General features: G+C 71.0%; 15 protein-coding genes and 1 pseudogene. 12 read left to right on the top strand and 4 right to left on the bottom strand.

The genetic code is table 11. From position 1 onward, the window contains the following. Window positions 1-9: 9 nt before the first annotated feature. The 7 genes from OG206_RS26430 (at window position 10) to OG206_RS26460 (ending at window position 6,810) form a co-directional block, all read left to right on the top strand. Window positions 10-966, top strand: a complete 957-nt coding sequence (locus OG206_RS26430; RefSeq protein ID WP_327120325.1) for a helix-turn-helix transcriptional regulator — start codon at window positions 10-12, stop codon at window positions 964-966. A gap of 37 nt (window positions 967-1,003) precedes the next feature. Continuing rightward, window positions 1,004-1,279: a hypothetical protein gene (locus OG206_RS26435; RefSeq protein WP_327120327.1), complete on the top strand. Its 276-nt coding sequence runs from the start codon at window positions 1,004-1,006 to the stop codon at window positions 1,277-1,279. 48 nt (window positions 1,280-1,327) lie between these two features. Further along, window positions 1,328-1,525 (top strand): hypothetical protein, encoded by a 198-nt coding sequence (locus OG206_RS26440; RefSeq protein WP_327120329.1) that lies wholly within the window; start codon window positions 1,328-1,330, stop codon window positions 1,523-1,525. A 213-nt stretch (window positions 1,526-1,738) separates the two neighbouring features. Then, window positions 1,739-2,011 carry a Sec-independent protein translocase subunit TatA gene (tatA, locus tag OG206_RS26445; protein ID WP_327120331.1) on the top strand — a complete coding sequence of 91 codons (273 nt, stop codon included), beginning with the start codon at window positions 1,739-1,741 and terminating at the stop codon, window positions 2,009-2,011. Between the two features lie 49 nt (window positions 2,012-2,060). Further along, window positions 2,061-3,026, top strand: coding sequence for a twin-arginine translocase subunit TatC (tatC, locus tag OG206_RS26450; protein ID WP_327120333.1), 966 nt, complete (start codon window positions 2,061-2,063; stop codon window positions 3,024-3,026). An 18-nt stretch (window positions 3,027-3,044) separates the two neighbouring features. Further along, window positions 3,045-3,932 carry a diacylglycerol kinase gene (locus OG206_RS26455; RefSeq protein ID WP_327120335.1) on the top strand — a complete coding sequence of 296 codons (888 nt, stop codon included), beginning with the start codon at window positions 3,045-3,047 and terminating at the stop codon, window positions 3,930-3,932. Window positions 3,933-3,981: 49 nt separating this feature from the next. Next, complete coding sequence (locus tag OG206_RS26460; RefSeq protein WP_327120337.1) at window positions 3,982-6,810, top strand: DEAD/DEAH box helicase; 2,829 nt, start codon at window positions 3,982-3,984, stop codon at window positions 6,808-6,810. Window positions 6,811-6,905: 95 nt separating this feature from the next. Here the strand turns inward: OG206_RS26460 and OG206_RS26465 are convergent, their stop codons facing one another. The 4 genes and pseudogenes from OG206_RS26465 to OG206_RS26480 all read right to left on the bottom strand — a co-directional run bounded on the left by OG206_RS26465 (window position 6,906) and on the right by OG206_RS26480 (window position 10,347). Beyond that, the gene (locus tag OG206_RS26465; protein WP_327120339.1) at window positions 6,906-7,346 is read right to left on the bottom strand and encodes an SPW repeat protein; all 441 of its coding nucleotides are present in this window, start codon (window positions 7,344-7,346) and stop codon (window positions 6,906-6,908) included. 88 nt (window positions 7,347-7,434) lie between these two features. Beyond that, window positions 7,435-7,896 (bottom strand): annotated as a pseudogene (locus OG206_RS26470) (ADP-ribosylglycohydrolase family protein). A gap of 112 nt (window positions 7,897-8,008) precedes the next feature. Continuing rightward, a complete protein-coding gene (locus OG206_RS26475) occupies window positions 8,009-8,647 on the bottom strand; it encodes a fasciclin domain-containing protein (protein ID WP_327120341.1) in 639 nt (212 codons plus the stop codon). A gap of 71 nt (window positions 8,648-8,718) precedes the next feature. Next, on the bottom strand, window positions 8,719-10,347 hold the full coding sequence (locus OG206_RS26480) for a molybdopterin-dependent oxidoreductase (protein ID WP_442805902.1): 1,629 nt from the start codon (window positions 10,345-10,347) through the stop codon (window positions 8,719-8,721). A 158-nt stretch (window positions 10,348-10,505) separates the two neighbouring features. On the opposite strand from OG206_RS26480, the gene OG206_RS26485 reads away from it, so the two are divergent. Genes OG206_RS26485 through OG206_RS26505 form a run of 5 tightly spaced genes read left to right on the top strand, consistent with a single transcriptional unit; the run spans window position 10,506 to window position 16,009 of the window. Next, window positions 10,506-11,777, top strand: a complete 1,272-nt coding sequence (locus OG206_RS26485) for an NAD(P)/FAD-dependent oxidoreductase (RefSeq protein WP_327120342.1) — start codon at window positions 10,506-10,508, stop codon at window positions 11,775-11,777. Continuing rightward, entirely contained in the window at window positions 11,774-12,499 is a 726-nt protein-coding gene (locus tag OG206_RS26490; protein WP_327120344.1) for a DUF1365 domain-containing protein, read from the top strand. The genes OG206_RS26485 and OG206_RS26490 overlap by 4 nt, the downstream gene beginning before the upstream one ends. A gap of 50 nt (window positions 12,500-12,549) precedes the next feature. Further along, the gene (locus tag OG206_RS26495; protein ID WP_442805963.1) at window positions 12,550-13,812 is read left to right on the top strand and encodes a class I SAM-dependent methyltransferase; all 1,263 of its coding nucleotides are present in this window, start codon (window positions 12,550-12,552) and stop codon (window positions 13,810-13,812) included. Continuing rightward, entirely contained in the window at window positions 13,809-15,200 is a 1,392-nt protein-coding gene (locus tag OG206_RS26500; protein WP_327120348.1) for a cyclopropane-fatty-acyl-phospholipid synthase family protein, read from the top strand. Before OG206_RS26495 ends, OG206_RS26500 begins: the two co-directional genes overlap by 4 nt. Next, window positions 15,197-16,009: a DUF1295 domain-containing protein gene (locus OG206_RS26505; RefSeq protein ID WP_327120350.1), complete on the top strand. Its 813-nt coding sequence runs from the start codon at window positions 15,197-15,199 to the stop codon at window positions 16,007-16,009. Before OG206_RS26500 ends, OG206_RS26505 begins: the two co-directional genes overlap by 4 nt. The last annotated feature ends 87 nt before the right edge of the window (window positions 16,010-16,096 follow it).

Below are 16,096 nucleotides of genomic sequence, written 5' to 3' on the forward strand. Positions count from 1 at the left end.
CCCGTACACATGGCGACCAACGCGATCGACCAGACCCGGCGGATGCTCTCCCTGGTCACCTATCTCCGGGAGCGACCCGGCGCCCACGTCCAGGACGTGGCCCGGGCCTTCGGTATCACCGAGGACGAGCTGATCTCCGACCTCGACGTGCTCCCCATGTGCGGGACGAGCTTCCGCGGCGGGGACCTGCTCGACATCGACACCGACGGCGACCGGATCTGGTGGCACAACCCGGACGACGTGGCCGAACCGCTGCGGCTCGCCGCCGACGAGGCCACCGCGCTGCTCGTCGCTGCCCGTGCCGTGGCCACCCTCCCGGGCCTGCGCGAGAGCGACCGCGCCGCGCTCGTGCGCGCGACCGCGAAGCTGGAGACCGCGGCCGGGGAGGTGGGAGCCGCCAGCTCGCGGCTCTCGGTGACCTTCGAGTCCGAGGGCGGCGTCTTCGCCGACGTGGACCGGGCCATCTCCGAGCGGCGCCGGCTCTGGCTGCGTTACTACTCACCGGCCCGCGACGAGCTGACCGAGCGCGAGGTGGACCCGATCCGGCTGTTCGCCGTCGGCCACACCTACATGGAGGGCTGGTGCCGGCTCACGGAGGCGCGCCGGACGTTCCGCCTCGACCGGGTCGCGGAGATCCGACTGCTGGACGCTCCCTCCGCCCCGCCGGAGCTGGAGCTGCGCGATCTCTCCGAGGGGCTCGTCCAGCCGGCCGCCGAGGACCCCGAGGTCGTCGTCGAGGTCGGGCCCGGTGGCCGATGGGTCGCCGAGTACTACCCGCACGACAGCGCGGAGGAACTGCCCGACGGCGGGCTGCGGATCACGCTGCGCACCCCCGACCCGGCCTCGCTGCGCAGGCTGGCCCTGCGGCTGGGCGGGGAAGGACACATCACCGCCCCGCAGGACCTTGCCGAGAGCGCCCGACGGGCGGCGCGTGAGGCATTGGCCGGCTACGACGACGCGATCTGAGCGGAGGGCACCGGTGCACCGAGGAGACAAAGGTCATATGACTGCGATATCCGGCATGCGGACCGGGCCGCCCGCGGTCGCGGTGTCCGCCGCCGTACGCTTCCGGGCCGCCTGTCCGGACTGCCGCGAGCGTTTCGAACTCTCGGCGGGGGCGCTGCGACTGGCGATAGGGGCCAGCCGCCGTACGACCTTCTACTCCTTCACCTGCCCCGAGTGCGGCTCCGCGGTCCGCAAGCCGGCCGGGGAGCGCATCATCGAGCTCCTCAGCGGCGGCGGAGTACGGACGCTGCGCCTCCACACCGCCCTGCGGTAAACCCCCACAGGCCGCCCCGCGGCACCCGAACACATCGAGGCTCAGTCCATGTTCTGGCCCATGCTCGCCATCGCTCTGGGATTCCTCGGCCTGGCCGTACTCGGCGTGCTGGCCGTCAAGGTCTTCATCGAGGCACAGCGGCTCGCGAAGCAGGTGAGTGCGACCACCCGACGGATCAACCGAGCGGCGGAGGATCTCGAAAGAGCGGCCACCACCCTCGCCGACACGGGTGAGGCCCTGCGTTAACCGGTCGCGGCCTCCAGATTCACCGGTTCGGGGGGTACGCTGCATGAGCGGCCCAGGCAGGGAGGTGTGGGCCGCAATCGGGAGTACGCACAGGCATTGCCCCGTGTTTACCCCTGCGGGTTACGATCGCTCCCAGCGCAAGTCGGACGTATGTCCGGGCGAACGGGTAGCGAGCCCACCCTCCAAACGCCTCAGTTGAGAAGGAAGTCGCACATGATCGGCAATCTGAAGCCCCTCGAGATCGTTCTGATCATCGCTGTCATCCTGTTGCTCTTCGGTGCCAAGAAGCTTCCCGACATGGCGCGTTCGCTCGGCAAGTCGGCCCGCATCCTCAAGAGTGAGGCGAAGGCCATGAAGAAGGACGACGAGCCCGCGGCGCCCACCACGGAGACCGTCGCCGACACCGCGCGGACGATCCAGGCCGCTCCGGGAGACGTCTCCAGCTCCCGCCCCGTCGGCGAGGCCAAGCCCACCACCCAGAGCTGACAGCTGATCCGCACGACCGGCAGCTGCCGCACGAGACGAGGGAAGTGGGTTGCTCAAGTCTGCCCGCAAGCAGGAGAAGGACGACGAGGGGCGGATGCCCCTCCTCGATCACCTGCGTGAGCTGCGCAACCGGCTGCTGAAGTCGGTCCTGGCGATCGTGATCGCCGTGATCGCCGCGGCGTTCTTCCAGAAGGACATCTTCGAGTTCCTGATGAAGCCGATCCTTGACTCGGTCGGCTGCAGGAACGGCGCCGTGACCATGATCAACGGCCGGCCCTGCGCGGAGATGACCACCAACGGTCTGCTGTCCCCCTTCACCATCGCGCTGAAGGTGTCCCTGACGGCGGGCGTGCTGGTGGCCACTCCCGTCTGGCTGTACCAGCTGTGGGCGTTCGTCGCCCCCGGCCTGCACAAGCAGGAGAAGCGCTACTCGATGGGCTTCGTGGCCGCCGGGGTCCCGCTCTTCCTCGCAGGAGCGTTCCTGGCGTACACGATCCTGCCGCAGACCGCGCAGATCATGCTCGGTTTCACGCCGGACAACGTGAAGAACCTGCTGCCCCTCGACGACTTCCTCGACCTGATCACCCGCATGGTGATCGTCTTCGGGCTCGCCTTCGAGCTGCCGCTGCTGCTGATCCTCCTCAACATGACCGGGGTCCTGTCGGGCGTCCGCATGCTGCGCTGGTGGCGCGGCATGATCGTCGGACTCACCGCGTTCGCCGCCATCGCCACGCCGGGCGGCGAGCCCATCTCGATGCTGCTGCTCGCGGGCCCGCTCGCGGTGCTGTACTTCATCGCGGTCGGCATCTCCCTGCTCAACGACAAGCGCAAGCGGCGGGCGAACCCCGACGCCGAGCTGGACGACGACGAGGCGTCGCGGCTCGACCTCACCCCGGAGCCCGTCGGTGCGGTCGAAGGCGTCTCCACTCCGCGTGCCGCGCTGCCCGAACAGGCGAGCGGCGACCCGGACGGCGGACGGTCCCACCGGCTCAACGGTTACGACGACATCACCTGACCTTGTAGGGTCCCGCAGGTGACCAGCGAGATCACCCTCTTCGTCAATCCCACCGCGGGAAGCGGCCGGGGCGCGCGTGCCGCGCAGCCGGCCGCTTCCGCGTTGCGGGACGCCGGCTTCTCCGTCCGCACCGTGCTCGGCGAGGACGCCGACGACGCCCTGCGCCGGGCCCGGGAGGCCGTGGCCGGCGGCACCGGCGCACTGATAGCCGTGGGCGGGGACGGGATGATGTCCCTCGCCCTCCAGGCCGTCGCCGGAACCATGACACCGCTCGGCGCCGTGGCCGTCGGCACGGGAAACGACTTCGCCCGCGCCCTGGGTCTTCCGGTCAGGGACCCCGCCGCCGGACGCCTCGCCGCCGAGGCCCTCAAGGCGGGGTCGGTGCGCGAGATCGACCTCGGCCGGGTCGGTGAGCGCTGGTTCGGCTCCGTGCTGGCCTCCGGCTTCGACTCCCGGGTGAACGACCGGGGCAACCGGATGCGGTGGGCCGGCGGACGGTTCAAGTACGACCTGGCGCTCCTCGCCGAGCTGGCTGCCTTCAAGCCGATCCCGTACCGCGTCAGGCTGGACGGCGGTCCGGTGACCGAGATCGAGGCGACCCTGATCGCGGTGGGCAACGGGACCACGTACGGCGGCGGCATGCGGATCTGCGCCGACGCGGTCATGGACGACGGACTCTTCGACGTGACCGTGGTCGGCGACTGCAGCCGCACCACGCTGCTCAAGGTCTTCCCGAAGGTGTACCGGGGGACACACCTGGGGCACCCGGTGGTCACCGTGCACCGGGTCTCCTCGATCGAGCTGGCGGCTGCCGGCGTCACGGCCTACGCGGACGGTGAACCGATGGGTGCCCTGCCGCTGACCGCCACCTGCGTACCCCGCGCGGTCAGGGTCCTCGCAGCGTGAATTAAAGATCGGGCTGACTGTCATACGTGGCGGGTAGGCTCGTATCAAGATGACAGAGGACCTCTCACCAGCTGAGCGATACCAGGCTTCCCGGGTGCGTGCCGCCGAGCAGGCGACGGCCCTCGGGCCCTTCCGCGACTTGTACGAATTCGGTCTGGACCCGTTCCAGATCGAGGCCTGCCAGGCCCTGGAGGCGGGCAAGGGGGTGCTGGTCGCGGCCCCCACCGGGTCGGGCAAGACCATCGTCGGCGAGTTCGCCGTCCACCTCGCCCTGCTGCAGGGCCGCAAGTGCTTCTACACCACGCCGATCAAGGCGCTGTCCAACCAGAAGTTCACCGACCTCGCGCGCCGCTACGGCGCGGACAAGGTCGGTCTGCTGACCGGCGACAACAGCGTGAACGCGGACGCGCCCGTGGTGGTCATGACCACCGAGGTCCTGCGCAACATGCTGTACGCGGGATCCCAGTCCCTCACGGGCCTCGGCTACGTGGTCATGGACGAGGTGCACTACCTCTCCGACCGCTTCCGCGGGGCCGTGTGGGAGGAAGTGATCATCCACCTGCCGGAGTCCGTCACCCTGGTCTCGCTGTCGGCGACCGTGTCCAACGCCGAGGAGTTCGGCGACTGGCTGGACACCGTCCGGGGCGACACCCAGGTGATCGTCTCGGAACACCGTCCCGTGCCGCTGTGGCAGCACGTCATGGCCGGACGCCGGATGTACGACCTCTTCGAGGAGGAGAGCGACCACGGCGGCCGGGGCACCGGACGCCGCGAGGTCAGTCCGGATCTCGTCCGGCTCGCCCGGATGGAGAACCAGCGTGGATACAACCCGCGTGACCGCCGGCGCGGGAAGATGGTGCGCGAGGCCGACCGTGAGAGGGAGCGCCGGCAGCGCAGCCGGATCTGGACCCCGTCCAGGCCCGAGGTCATCGACCGGCTCGACGCCGAGGGGCTGCTGCCCGCCATCACCTTCATCTTCAGCCGGGCCGGCTGCGAGGCCGCCGTGCAGCAGTGTCTGCAGGCCGGACTGCGGCTGAACGACGAGGACAAGCGCCGCACGGTGCGCGAGATCGTCGAGGAGCGGACGGCGTCCATTCCCCCCGAGGACCTCCATGTCCTCGGTTACTACGAGTGGCTGGAAGGCCTGGAGCGCGGCATCGCCGCTCACCACGCGGGCATGCTGCCCACCTTCAAGGAGGTCGTGGAGGAGCTGTTCGTCCGCGGCCTGGTCAAGGCCGTCTTCGCCACCGAGACCCTGGCACTCGGCATCAACATGCCGGCACGCTCGGTGGTGCTCGAGAAGCTCGTCAAGTGGAACGGCGAGCAGCACGCCGACATCACACCGGGCGAGTACACCCAGCTGACCGGGCGCGCCGGGCGCCGCGGCATCGACGTCGAGGGTCACGCGGTCGTCCTGTGGCAGCGGGGCATGGACCCCGGCGCGCTCGCCGGCCTCGCGGGCACGCGCACGTATCCGTTGCGATCCAGCTTCCGGCCCTCGTACAACATGGCCGTGAATCTGGTGCAGCAGTTCGGGCGGCACCGCTCGCGCGAGCTCTTGGAGACGTCCTTCGCGCAGTTCCAGGCGGACCGGTCCGTCGTCGGGATCTCCCGTCAGGTCCAGCGCAACGAGGAGGGGCTCGCCGGTTACCAGGAGGGCATGACCTGCCACCTCGGGGACTTCGAGGAGTACGCCCGGCTGCGCCGTGACCTCAAGGACCGGGAGACGGACCTGGCGAAGCAGGGCGCCGCCCAGCGCCGTGCGGCAGCGGCGTCGTCCCTGGAGAAGCTGAAGCCGGGCGACATCATCCATGTGCCCACCGGCAAGTTCGCCGGGCTCGCGCTGGTCCTCGACCCCGGGATCCCCGCGGGGCGGGCCAACGGCCATCGGGGGCTGGAGTACACCGAGGGCCCGCGTCCCCTCGTGCTGACCGCCGAGCGGCAGGTCAAGCGGCTGGCCCACATCGACTTCCCGGTCCCGGTCGAGCCGCTGGAGCGGATGCGGGTCCCCAAGTCGTTCAACCCGCGCTCCCCGCAGTCGCGCCGCGACCTCGCCTCCGCGCTTCGGAGCAAGGCCGGGCACATCGACCCGGGGCGGCACCGCAAGCAGCGCGCGGCGGCGGCCGACGACCGTGAGATCGCCAGGCTGCGCACGGAACTGCGGGCCCATCCCTGCCACGGCTGCGACGAGCGAGAGGACCACGCCCGCTGGGCCGAGCGCTACCACCGGCTGCAGCGTGACACCAGGCAGTTGGAGAACCGCATCGAGGGCCGGACGAACACCATCGCCCGCACCTTCGACCGCATCGTCGCGCTCCTCACCGAGCTGGACTACCTGCGGGGCAACGAGGTCACGGACAACGGCCGACGGCTGGCCCGGCTCTACGGTGAACTGGACCTGCTGGCCAGCGAATGTCTGCGTGACGGGGTCTGGGAGGGGCTGAATCCCGCCGAACTCGCCGCGTGCGTCTCGGCGCTGGTCTTCGAAGCACGTCAGGCGGACGACGTCGTGGCGCCGAAGCTTCCGTCGGGTCCCGCGAAGGTGGCGATGGGCGAGATGGTCCGTATCTGGGGCCGGCTCGACGCGTTGGAGGAGGACTTCAAGATCAGCCAGACGGAAGGCGTCGGCCAGCGCGAGCCCGATCTCGGCTTCGCCTGGGCGGTCTACATGTGGGCCTCCGGCCGCACGCTGGACGAGGTGCTGCGGGAGGCGGAGATGCCCGCCGGTGACTTTGTTCGGTGGTGCAAGCAGGTCATCGACGTACTCGGCCAGATCGCGGCCGCCGCGCCCCGGGACGGGAGTTCGGTGGCCAAGAACGCACACAAGGCCGTCGACGCGGTGCTGCGGGGAGTGGTGGCGTACAGCTCGGTGGGCTGAGCCTCCGTGCGGGCGGTCTCGGTGGGCCGAGCCTCCCGCGAGGGCAGAGGAGTGGCCGCAGGCGGTTCGCCTGTGGCCACTCGTGTGTTACCCCCTCAGGTTTTCTTGTTCTTGAACGCGACCCCCGCACAGACCGCCCCCAGCACGACCGCCAGGCCGCCGACGATGACGTTGTTCAGGATCACGCCCAGGTCCGGGCCGGAACCCACGACCCAGGTCGACACGATGAGCCAGACACCCAGTGCGCAGATGGCGAGGCTCATGCCCGTCATCCGCTCGGGCATGGCGGTGAAGCAGAGTGCCAGCACGGCTATCGCGATGCCGATGACGAGGTTGTGGGTCACGAGGGAGGACTGACTCGCCGTGAAGTGCAGAACCCACGGAGAGACGGCGCAGTACAGACCGAGCAGGAACACCGGTGCGTCGGCCATGGCTGTGGTGCGTCCGCCGCCCATCACCCGGTCGTGGCGGGCCCGCATCTCCTCGGCATCGGGATGCCCGGAGAGGTCCCTTCCGGTGTGTGAGAGGTTACTCATGAGGATGGTCTCCTTCGAACTTGCCGGAGCGACCGCAGTCAGGAAGGCGGTCCTGTGCTCTCCTGACCAGTGTGCTCTTACATGTCCCTTATGTGTAGTTTTTCTGGTGACCAATTCCTGTGATTCCGTCGAGCCGTCCGGCCAGTGAGACCAGGTCCGCGACCCGCAGTACCCGGCTCCCGTATCCGGGCAGCGGTACGTGGAGGGGGCGCGTCCAGTGCTCCGGGACGGCCTCGATGCCGTAGACCGCACCCGCCGGTCCACTCGTGACCGCCGCCACGGTTATCGGTGTCCCCGCCCACGTCCACCGCTGCTCCGAGAGCCTGCTCGAAGCTCCCGGTGGTGCGCGGGCCCACACCGCCGTCCCGAGGCACGGCCACACGGCGCCGGCGCCCTTGAACTCGGTCGCGTCGTCCGTCGCCTCTCCCGGATCTCAGCCGCCGCCCCCGCACATCGCGCCGGCCCCGTCCGGGAAGCGGGCACTGTGCGCACCGGGGGCGCCGAACTCGAAGGGTGCGCCCAGCGCGTCACCCACCGCGGAGCCGACCACCGCACCGACGCCGACGAGCCCCGCGGCCCGCGCCGCTCCGGCCGTTCGGTCGGAGAGCGCGGTCCTCGGGGCTCGTCGGCGTCTTGCCGTCAGCGTACTGACGGCCGTCGGGTCAGCTCGCCGGCATCAGGACGGTGTCGACGATGTAGACCGTGGCGTTGGCGGTCGGGACGTTCCCGCAGACGACCTTGGAGGAGTCGTTCACGGTGTAGGAGGTGCCCGAACCCGACGTCGTCAGCTTCGTCTTGGCCAGGGTGTCGAAGGAGCCCTTCTCCAGCTGCGTCGGCGTCAGCTTCTGGCCGACGACGTGCGCGGTGAGCACCTTGGTGAGCTGGGCCTTGTCGGCGAGCAGCTTGTCCAGGTCGGCCTTCGGGATCTTGGCGAAGGCGTCGTTGGTCGGGGCGAACACCGTGATGTTCTCGGCGCTGTTCAGGGTGTCGACGAGGCCGGCCTGCTTGACGGCCGCGACCAGGGTGGACAGCGCCGGGTTGTTCGACGCGGCCGTGGCGACCGGGTCCTGGGCCATGCCCGCGAACGAGCCCGCGCCCTCCTTCGGAACCGTCGCGCAGCCCGGACCGAACGGCTCGTCCATCGGCTTGGTCTCCTTGGCCGGTGCGCTCGACGCGGCCTTGTCCGCACCGGAGTCGGACGCGGAGGTGTCGGAGTCGCCGGAGCACGCGGTCAGCGCGAGCGGCAGCAGGGCCGCGGCGGACACGGTGACGGCGATGCGGCGAAGGTGACGGGTGTTCATGGTGTTCTCCTGGATGAATCGTTGTTCAACAGAGTGAAGGGGAAAAGAGATTCGGTGAGGGGAGCCGGTGGTCAGGTCACATCGACCACCACCGAGTGCCACCCGGTCGCACCGTTCGGTACGGTGCCGACCCGCTTGTCGGTCTGTGTGGCGCCGGTGCGGTCCGTGGCGCGGACCTCGAGGGTGTGGTTGCCGGTCGTGGCAGGCCACTCCCACACCCACTGGCGCCAGGTGTCACGGCCGGCCTCCTCGGCGAGCCGCGCGGTGTGCCACTCGCCGCCGTCGACCCGGACCTCGACCCTGGCGATGCCCCGCTGCTGGGCCCAGGCGACACCGGCGACGGGCACCGTCCCCGCTCGCGGAGCTGCGAAGGGACGCGGGGTGTCGATGCGTGACTGGGTCTTGATCGGCGCCTCGCGGGACCAGTCGCGCTCGACCCAGTAGGCGTCGTACGCGTCGAACGTCGTGAGCTCGATGTCCTGGATCCACTTGCACGCCGAGACGTAGCCGTAGAGGCCGGGGACGACCATCCGGACCGGGAAGCCGTGGTCGAACGGCAGTGGTTCACCGTTCATCCCCACCGCGAGCAGAGCGTCGCGGCCGTCCATGACCTCCTCGACCGGGGAGCCGATCGTCATCCCGTCCACCGAGCGGGCCACGATCTGGTCGGCCGGACCGCCCTCGGACGGGGGCTTCACCCCGGCCTCGCGCAGCAGGCCTGCCAGACGTACGCCGATCCACCGGGCCGTGCCCACATAGGGTCCGCCCACCTGGTTGGACACGCAGGTCAGCGTGATGTCGCGTTCGATCAGCTCGCGTCTCAGGAGGTCCTGGAAGTCGAGGGTGACAGGCCGCGTCACCCCCTTGCCGTGGATCCGCAGCCGCCACCGGTCGGCGTCGACGCGCGGGACCACCAGGGCGGTGTCCACCCGGTAGAAGTCCTTGTTCGGGGTGGTGAACGAACTCAGGCCCCGGACGCCCAGATCCGCCCCGCCCGGTATCGCCCGGGCGGGGGAGCCCGGCGCCGGGAGCACGATGTCGCCGCGCGAGGCGGAGACCCCGGCCAGCCGGTTCGCCTGGAGTTGTCGCCCCAGGATCCCCGCGCCGGCCGAGGCCGCCGCCGCTGCGGTCGCCGCGATGACGAACCCGCGGCGGTCGAAGGTGCCCTGTTCCCCTGCTTCCGTCTCCCCAGCCGCGGGAGACGGGGCGTCGACGGGGGCCAGCCGTCCGGTCAGGAGATACAGCACTCCTGCGGCCACCAGAGCACCCACGATCGAAGGCAGTACGTCGCCGGGACGGCCCTCGGGCCGCCCGGCGGCGGACACTGCCCCGACCACACCGAAGACCAGTACGGCCGCAGCGCCGGTCAGCCGGTGCCGCAGCGCGAGGATCCCCACCGCCATGGCGAACAGCGCCAGGAGGGCGAGGATGCCGAGCTGCAGCACCAGTTTGTCGTCGGTTCCGAAGTTCCGGACTGCGAAGTCCTTGACGGCCGGCGGGGTGCGGTCGATGACCGCACCGCCCACGGCCGTGACCGGACCCGCCTCGGGACGGACGGCAGCCGCGACCAGTTCGGCGACGCACAGGGCGGTGAACCCGGCGATCAGACCGCTGAGCGCGGCGAACGCGGCGCGTGCCCAGCGGGATCGCCGGGACCCGGGGGCCCCTTGCTTCTGCGAAACGTATCGGTCTGTTGTCACACCGGGAGTTCGGCGCCGAGCGCCCGGCGGATTGGTCGTTCACCCGATCGAAGGAAGTCCGATCATCGGCCAATCCGCGGCGCCCGCTGCCTCGAATGACCTCTGAGGGGCACTCCAGCAGGGCTCCGGCCAGCCATGCGACACCGGAAGGAACCCGAATGACAGGGGAGCGGCGGCGAACAGCCGTAGTGGGCAGCGGGGTGGCGGGACTCACCGCCGCGCACATCCTGGGGAAGGCCCACGACGTGACACTCGTCGAGGCGGACGACCGCGTCGGCGGCCACGCGCACACCCATGACCTGACCTCGTCGGACGGCCGGACGCACCGCGTCGACTCGGGGTTCATCGTGCACAACCGGAGGACGTACCCGAACCTCCTCCGGCTCTTCGACGAACTCCGGGTGTCCACCCAGGAGTCGGAGATGAGCATGTCCGTGCGCTGCGAGGGGTGCGGACTGGAGTACGCGGGGGCCCGGGGCGCCGCCGGGCTCCTCGCCCGGCCGGGATCCCTGTTCCGGGGCCCCTACCTGCGGATGCTCACCGAGGTGCCGCGATTCCACCGGGCAGCCCGGGCGTTGCTCGCCATGCCCGACGGCACCGGGGTCATGACGCTCGGGGAGTTCGCCGCGCGCGGCCGGTTCTCCCCGTACTTCTGCGCGCACTTCCTCACCCCCATGGTCTCCGCGGTCTGGTCCTGCGACCCGGTGACCGCGATGAGTTACCCGGCCCGATACCTCTTCCGGTTCCTGGAGCACCACGGGATGCTCTCGATCGGGGACTCGCCGGTCTGGCGGACCGTCACGGGCGGATCGCGCGAATACGTCGACCGCATCGCCAAGCAGGTGCACTCCGTACGGACGGCCACCCCGGTCAGGGCGATCCGCCGGCACAGCGACGGCGTCGAGATCGTCACCGAGGACGGCACCACCGAGGACTACGACGCGGTGGTCGTCGCCACACACCCCGACCAGGCGCTCCGGCTCCTCGCCGACCCCACCGACGAGGAGCGGGAGACCCTCGGCGCGTTCCGCTACTCGCACAACCCCACCCTGCTGCACACCGACACCACGCTGCTCCCGCGCAGCAAGGGGGCGGCGGCCTCGTGGAACTACCTGATGCCCTCCTGCGCCGCCGACGCCGACCGGGTCACCGTCAGCTACGACATGAACCGCCTCCAGCACCTCGACGCGCCCGAGCGGTTCGTCGTCACCCTGAACGGCGCCGACCGGGTCGACCCGGACCTCGTACGGGCCCGCATGGTGTACGAACACCCCGTCTTCACCCCGGAGTCCGTCGCCGCCCAGGCCCGGCTGCCCGCGCTCTCGGGCCCCGTCACCGCCTACGCGGGGGCCTACCACGGCTGGGGTTTCCACGAGGACGGCTGCCGTTCCGGGGCCGAGGCCGCCGCCGCACTGGGGGTGGCCTGGTGAGCGGCGCCCTCTATCCCTGCACCATCACCCACGTACGGACCGCACCCCGCAGGTACGCCCTGCGGCACCGCACCTACCTGTGGCTCATCGACCCGGACCGTCCGCCGAGGCTGCCGGCGGTCCTGCGCCCGCTGGCCCGGTTCGACGCACGCGACCACTTCGGCGGCACGGCGCCCACCGTCCGGGCCGGACTCGAACGCTTCCTCACGGCCCGCGGTGTCGACCTCGCCGACGGTGCGGTCACCATGCTCACCCAGGCCCGGGTGTTCGGCCACGTCTTCAACCCCCTGACCGTCTACTGGTGCCACCGCCCCGACGGCAGTCCGCTCTGCGTGGTCGCCGAGGTCCACAACACCTATGGCGAACGCCACTGCTACCTGCTGCGCCCGGACGCCGAGGACCGGGCGGTGACCGGCAAGGACTTCTACGTGTCCCCGTTCTTCCCGGTGGACGGCGACTACCGCATGCGGCTGCCCGAGCCGGACCGGCGACTCGACCTGACGGTCCACCTGGAGCGTGAGCAAGCCCGCCCGTTCACCGCGACCGTGCGCGGCACCCGGCGCCCCGGGACGCCCGGCCAGCTGCTCCGGCTGTTCCTTCGCCACCCCTTCTCCACCGTGGTCGTATCCGCCGCCATCCGCCTGCACGGTGTCCGGCTGTTCCTGCGCCGGCTGCCCGTGCAGCCTCGTCCCCGTCATCGCACCCAGGAAGGCATGCAGTGAAGGTGCCCACCTCTCCCAACCCGCCCGCCGCTCCCGCCCGCAGCGGCACCATTCCGGCCCAGAGCCGGTCCGCCACGATCCCCTTCGCGGGCGTGGACGCGAACCGATGGCCGGACGTCGCCGCCCAGCCGGCGGCCTCCGGGATCAGGACCGCCGTGGCCGAACGGCTCGTACGGCGTGCTCTCTCCCGGCTCCCGCTGCGTGCCCGGCTCGCCGGCCGCGACAGCGTCGGACTCGGCGGGCCGCTCATGGAGATCCGACGGCCAGACGCCTTCTTCCGGCGGATCGGCGCGGGCGGGCTCATCGGCTTCGGCGAGTCGTACATGGCCGGTGAATGGGACTCGCCGGATCTCGTCGGCGTCCTGACCGTCCTCGCCGGGCACGCGGCCGACCTGGTGCCCGCGCCACTGCAGAAGCTGCGGAAACTGTGGGCCCTGCGGCAGCCCGCCGCGCAGGCCAACACCCCCGAGGGTTCGCGCGACAACATCAGCCACCACTACGACCTGTCGAACGACCTCTTCGCCCTCTTCCTCGACGACACGCTGACGTACTCCTCCGCCGTCTTCCGGGGGTTCCCGGCCGAACACGACCTGCTGCCCGCCGCCCAGCACCGCAAGATCGACCGGCTGCTCGACTTGGCCGGCGTGGGCGAGGGCACCGAGCTGCTGGAGATCGGCACCGGCTGGGGCGAACTCGCCCTCCGGGCCGCCGCGCGCGGAGCCCGCGTCACGACCCTGACGCTCTCCCGGGAACAGCAGGCGCTGGCCCGGGGCCGCATCCGCGAGGCCGGCCACGAGGACCGGATCGACGTGCGACTCTGCGACTACCGTGACGTCACCGGCACTTACGACGCGGTCGTCAGCGTCGAGATGATCGAGGCCGTCGGCGAGGAGTTCTGGCCGGTGTACTTCAGGACGCTGGAGCGCTGCCTCGCCCCCGGCGGCCGGATCGCGCTCCAGGCCATCACCATGCCGGACGACCGGATGCTCGCCAGCCGCAGCACCTACACCTGGATCCAGAAGTACATCTTCCCCGGCGGCCTGCTCCCCTCCACCGAGGCCGTCGAGCGCGTCACCACCGCGCACACCGGCCTGCGGACGCGGCAGCGCAGCACCTACGGCATGCACTACGCCGAGACCCTGAGGCTCTGGCGGGAACGCTTCGAGGAGCGGGCCGCCCAGGTGGACGCGCTCGGCTTCGACGCGACCTTCCGCCGTATGTGGACCTTCTACCTCGCCTACTCGGAAGCCGGCTTCCGGTCCGGCTACCTCGATGTGCAGCAGATTCTCCTGACCCGTGAGGACACCGCGTGAACACCTTTACCGAGACCCCCGGGACCGGAGCGGCGCAGCGGATCGCCCCGGTCATCGAGCAGTTCCTCGGCGGCCCGCCACCGGTCAGGATCAGGATGTGGGACGGCAGCGAGACCGGTCCCGAAGGTGCCCCCACGGTGCACGTCCGCTCGCGGCGCGCACTGCGCCGGCTGCTCTGGCAGCCGGGCGAACTCGGCCTCGCCGAGGCCTACATCACCGGTGACATCGACATCGCCGACAACCTCGCGGACGGGCTGCGCGCCATGCGCCGCGCGGCGCGGCAGCAGGGCCTGGAGCTGCCCCGCCCCGGCATCGCCGACCGCCTCCGGGCGGCCGGGACCGCGCTGCGGCTCGGCGCGGTCGGCCCCCGCCCGCCCGTCCCGGCGGCCAGGGCGGGGCTCAGTGGCGCGCTGCACAGCAAGGCCCGCGACCGCGCGGCCATCAGCCACCACTACGACCTGTCGAACGCCTTCTACTCCTTGCTGCTGGACGAGACGATGGCGTACTCCTGCGGCTACTGGACCGGCAGCGGGCCGGACTACGGCCCGGCCGACGCCCAGCGCGACAAGCTGGAGCTGATCTGCCGCAAGCTCGGGCTGCGGCCCGGCGCGCGCCTCCTCGACATCGGCTGCGGATGGGGATCCCTGACACTTCACGCGGCCACCCGGCACGGGGTCCGCGTCACCGCGGTCACCCTGGCCAGGGAGCAGGCCGCGTACGTGCGCGGACAGGTGGTGGAACGCGGCCTGGAGGACCTCGTCGAGGTGCACTGCTGCGACTACCGCGACGTCGCCGGCCTGCCGGACTTCCGGGGCGGGTACGACGCCGTGTCCACCGTCGAGATGGGAGAGCACGTCGGGGACGCCGAGTACCCGGCCTTCACCGCGCTGCTCCACTCGGTCCTCCGTCCGCAGGGACGCGCGCTGGTCCAGCAGATGTCCCGCGGCTCCACCGCGCCCGGCGGAGGAGCCTTCATCGAGTCGTACATCGCGCCGGACATGCACATGCGCCCCCTCGGTGAGACGGTCGGACTCCTCGAAGGGGCGGGACTGGAGGTCCGTGACGTGGAGTCGATGCGCGAGCACTACGTCCTGACCGTCGAAGCCTGGCACCGCACCCTGGAGGAACGCTGGCCCGAGTTCGTGGCGCTCGTCGGCGAGGAGACCGCCCGGGTATGGCGGCTCTACCTGGTGGGCGGCGCCCTGGCCTTCGAGGAACGGCGTATGGGCGTCGACCAGATCCTGTCCGTGCGGCCCGACGCGGAGGGGGTGGCGAACACGCCGGCCACCCGCCACGGCTGGTACGCCGGGCTCGGAGCGGCGGAGCACAGTGGTGCTGTCCCGGCCGAACCGGTCGTCGCCGGGCCGCGCACCGGCTCCGGCCGGTGAACGGCTTCGCCTGGCCGGCCTTCGCCACGAACCTGGGGGCGGCGGCGGGCGCCGCCCTCGCCGTCATGCTCGTGACGTTCCTGATCGCCCTGCGAAAGCGCCTGCACCGGATCGTCGACGTGGCGTGGGGCCTCGGCTTCGCGGCCGTCGCCCTCGTCTCGTACGCCGTATCGGCCGACGAGGGGGACCAGGGACGCCGACTCCTCGTCACCGTGCTCACCGTCGTCTGGGGTGTGCGGCTGGCCGTGCACATCGGCCGGCGCGGCCGCGGCCACGGTGAGGACCCGCGCTACGCGGCCATGCTGGCCAAGGCACCGGGCCACCCCGACCTGTACGCCCTGCGCAAGGTGTACCTGCTCCAGGGCGCGCTCGTCTGGCTCATCTCCCTGCCGGTGCAGGCCGGGTACTACCTGGCCGGGACGCTGGACGGATGGGCCTGGGCCGGCGCGGCGCTGTGGGCTCTGGGGCTGGGATTCGAGGCGGTGGGCGACGCCCAGCTGGCCCGGTTCAAGCGCGATCCCGCGAACAAGGGCCGGATCATGGACCGGGGACTGTGGTCCTGGACCCGTCACCCGAACTACTTCGGCGACTTCTGCGTGTGGTGGGGGCTCTTCCTCGTCGTCTGCGCAGACCCGGCAGTGGCGGCCACCACACTCGTCTCGCCCGTCGTGATGAGCCTGCTGCTCACGAAGGGCAGCGGCAAGGCCCTGCTGGAGCGTCACATGGAAGGGCGGCCCGGATACGCGGAGTACGTCGCCCGCACCAGCGGCTTCTTCCCCCTTCCGCCCGGCACGCCCCGCCGGGGCTGAGCGGCAGGACAGCCGGACAGGCGTGTGCCCCCGGCCGACACCGGCCGGGGGCACACCCTTCGTGGTCTGTGCTTCGTGGTCCGCGCG

Origin of the sequence: Streptomyces sp. NBC_01341, assembly GCF_035946055.1 — a bacterium.
GTDB lineage: Bacteria > Actinomycetota > Actinomycetes > Streptomycetales > Streptomycetaceae > Streptomyces.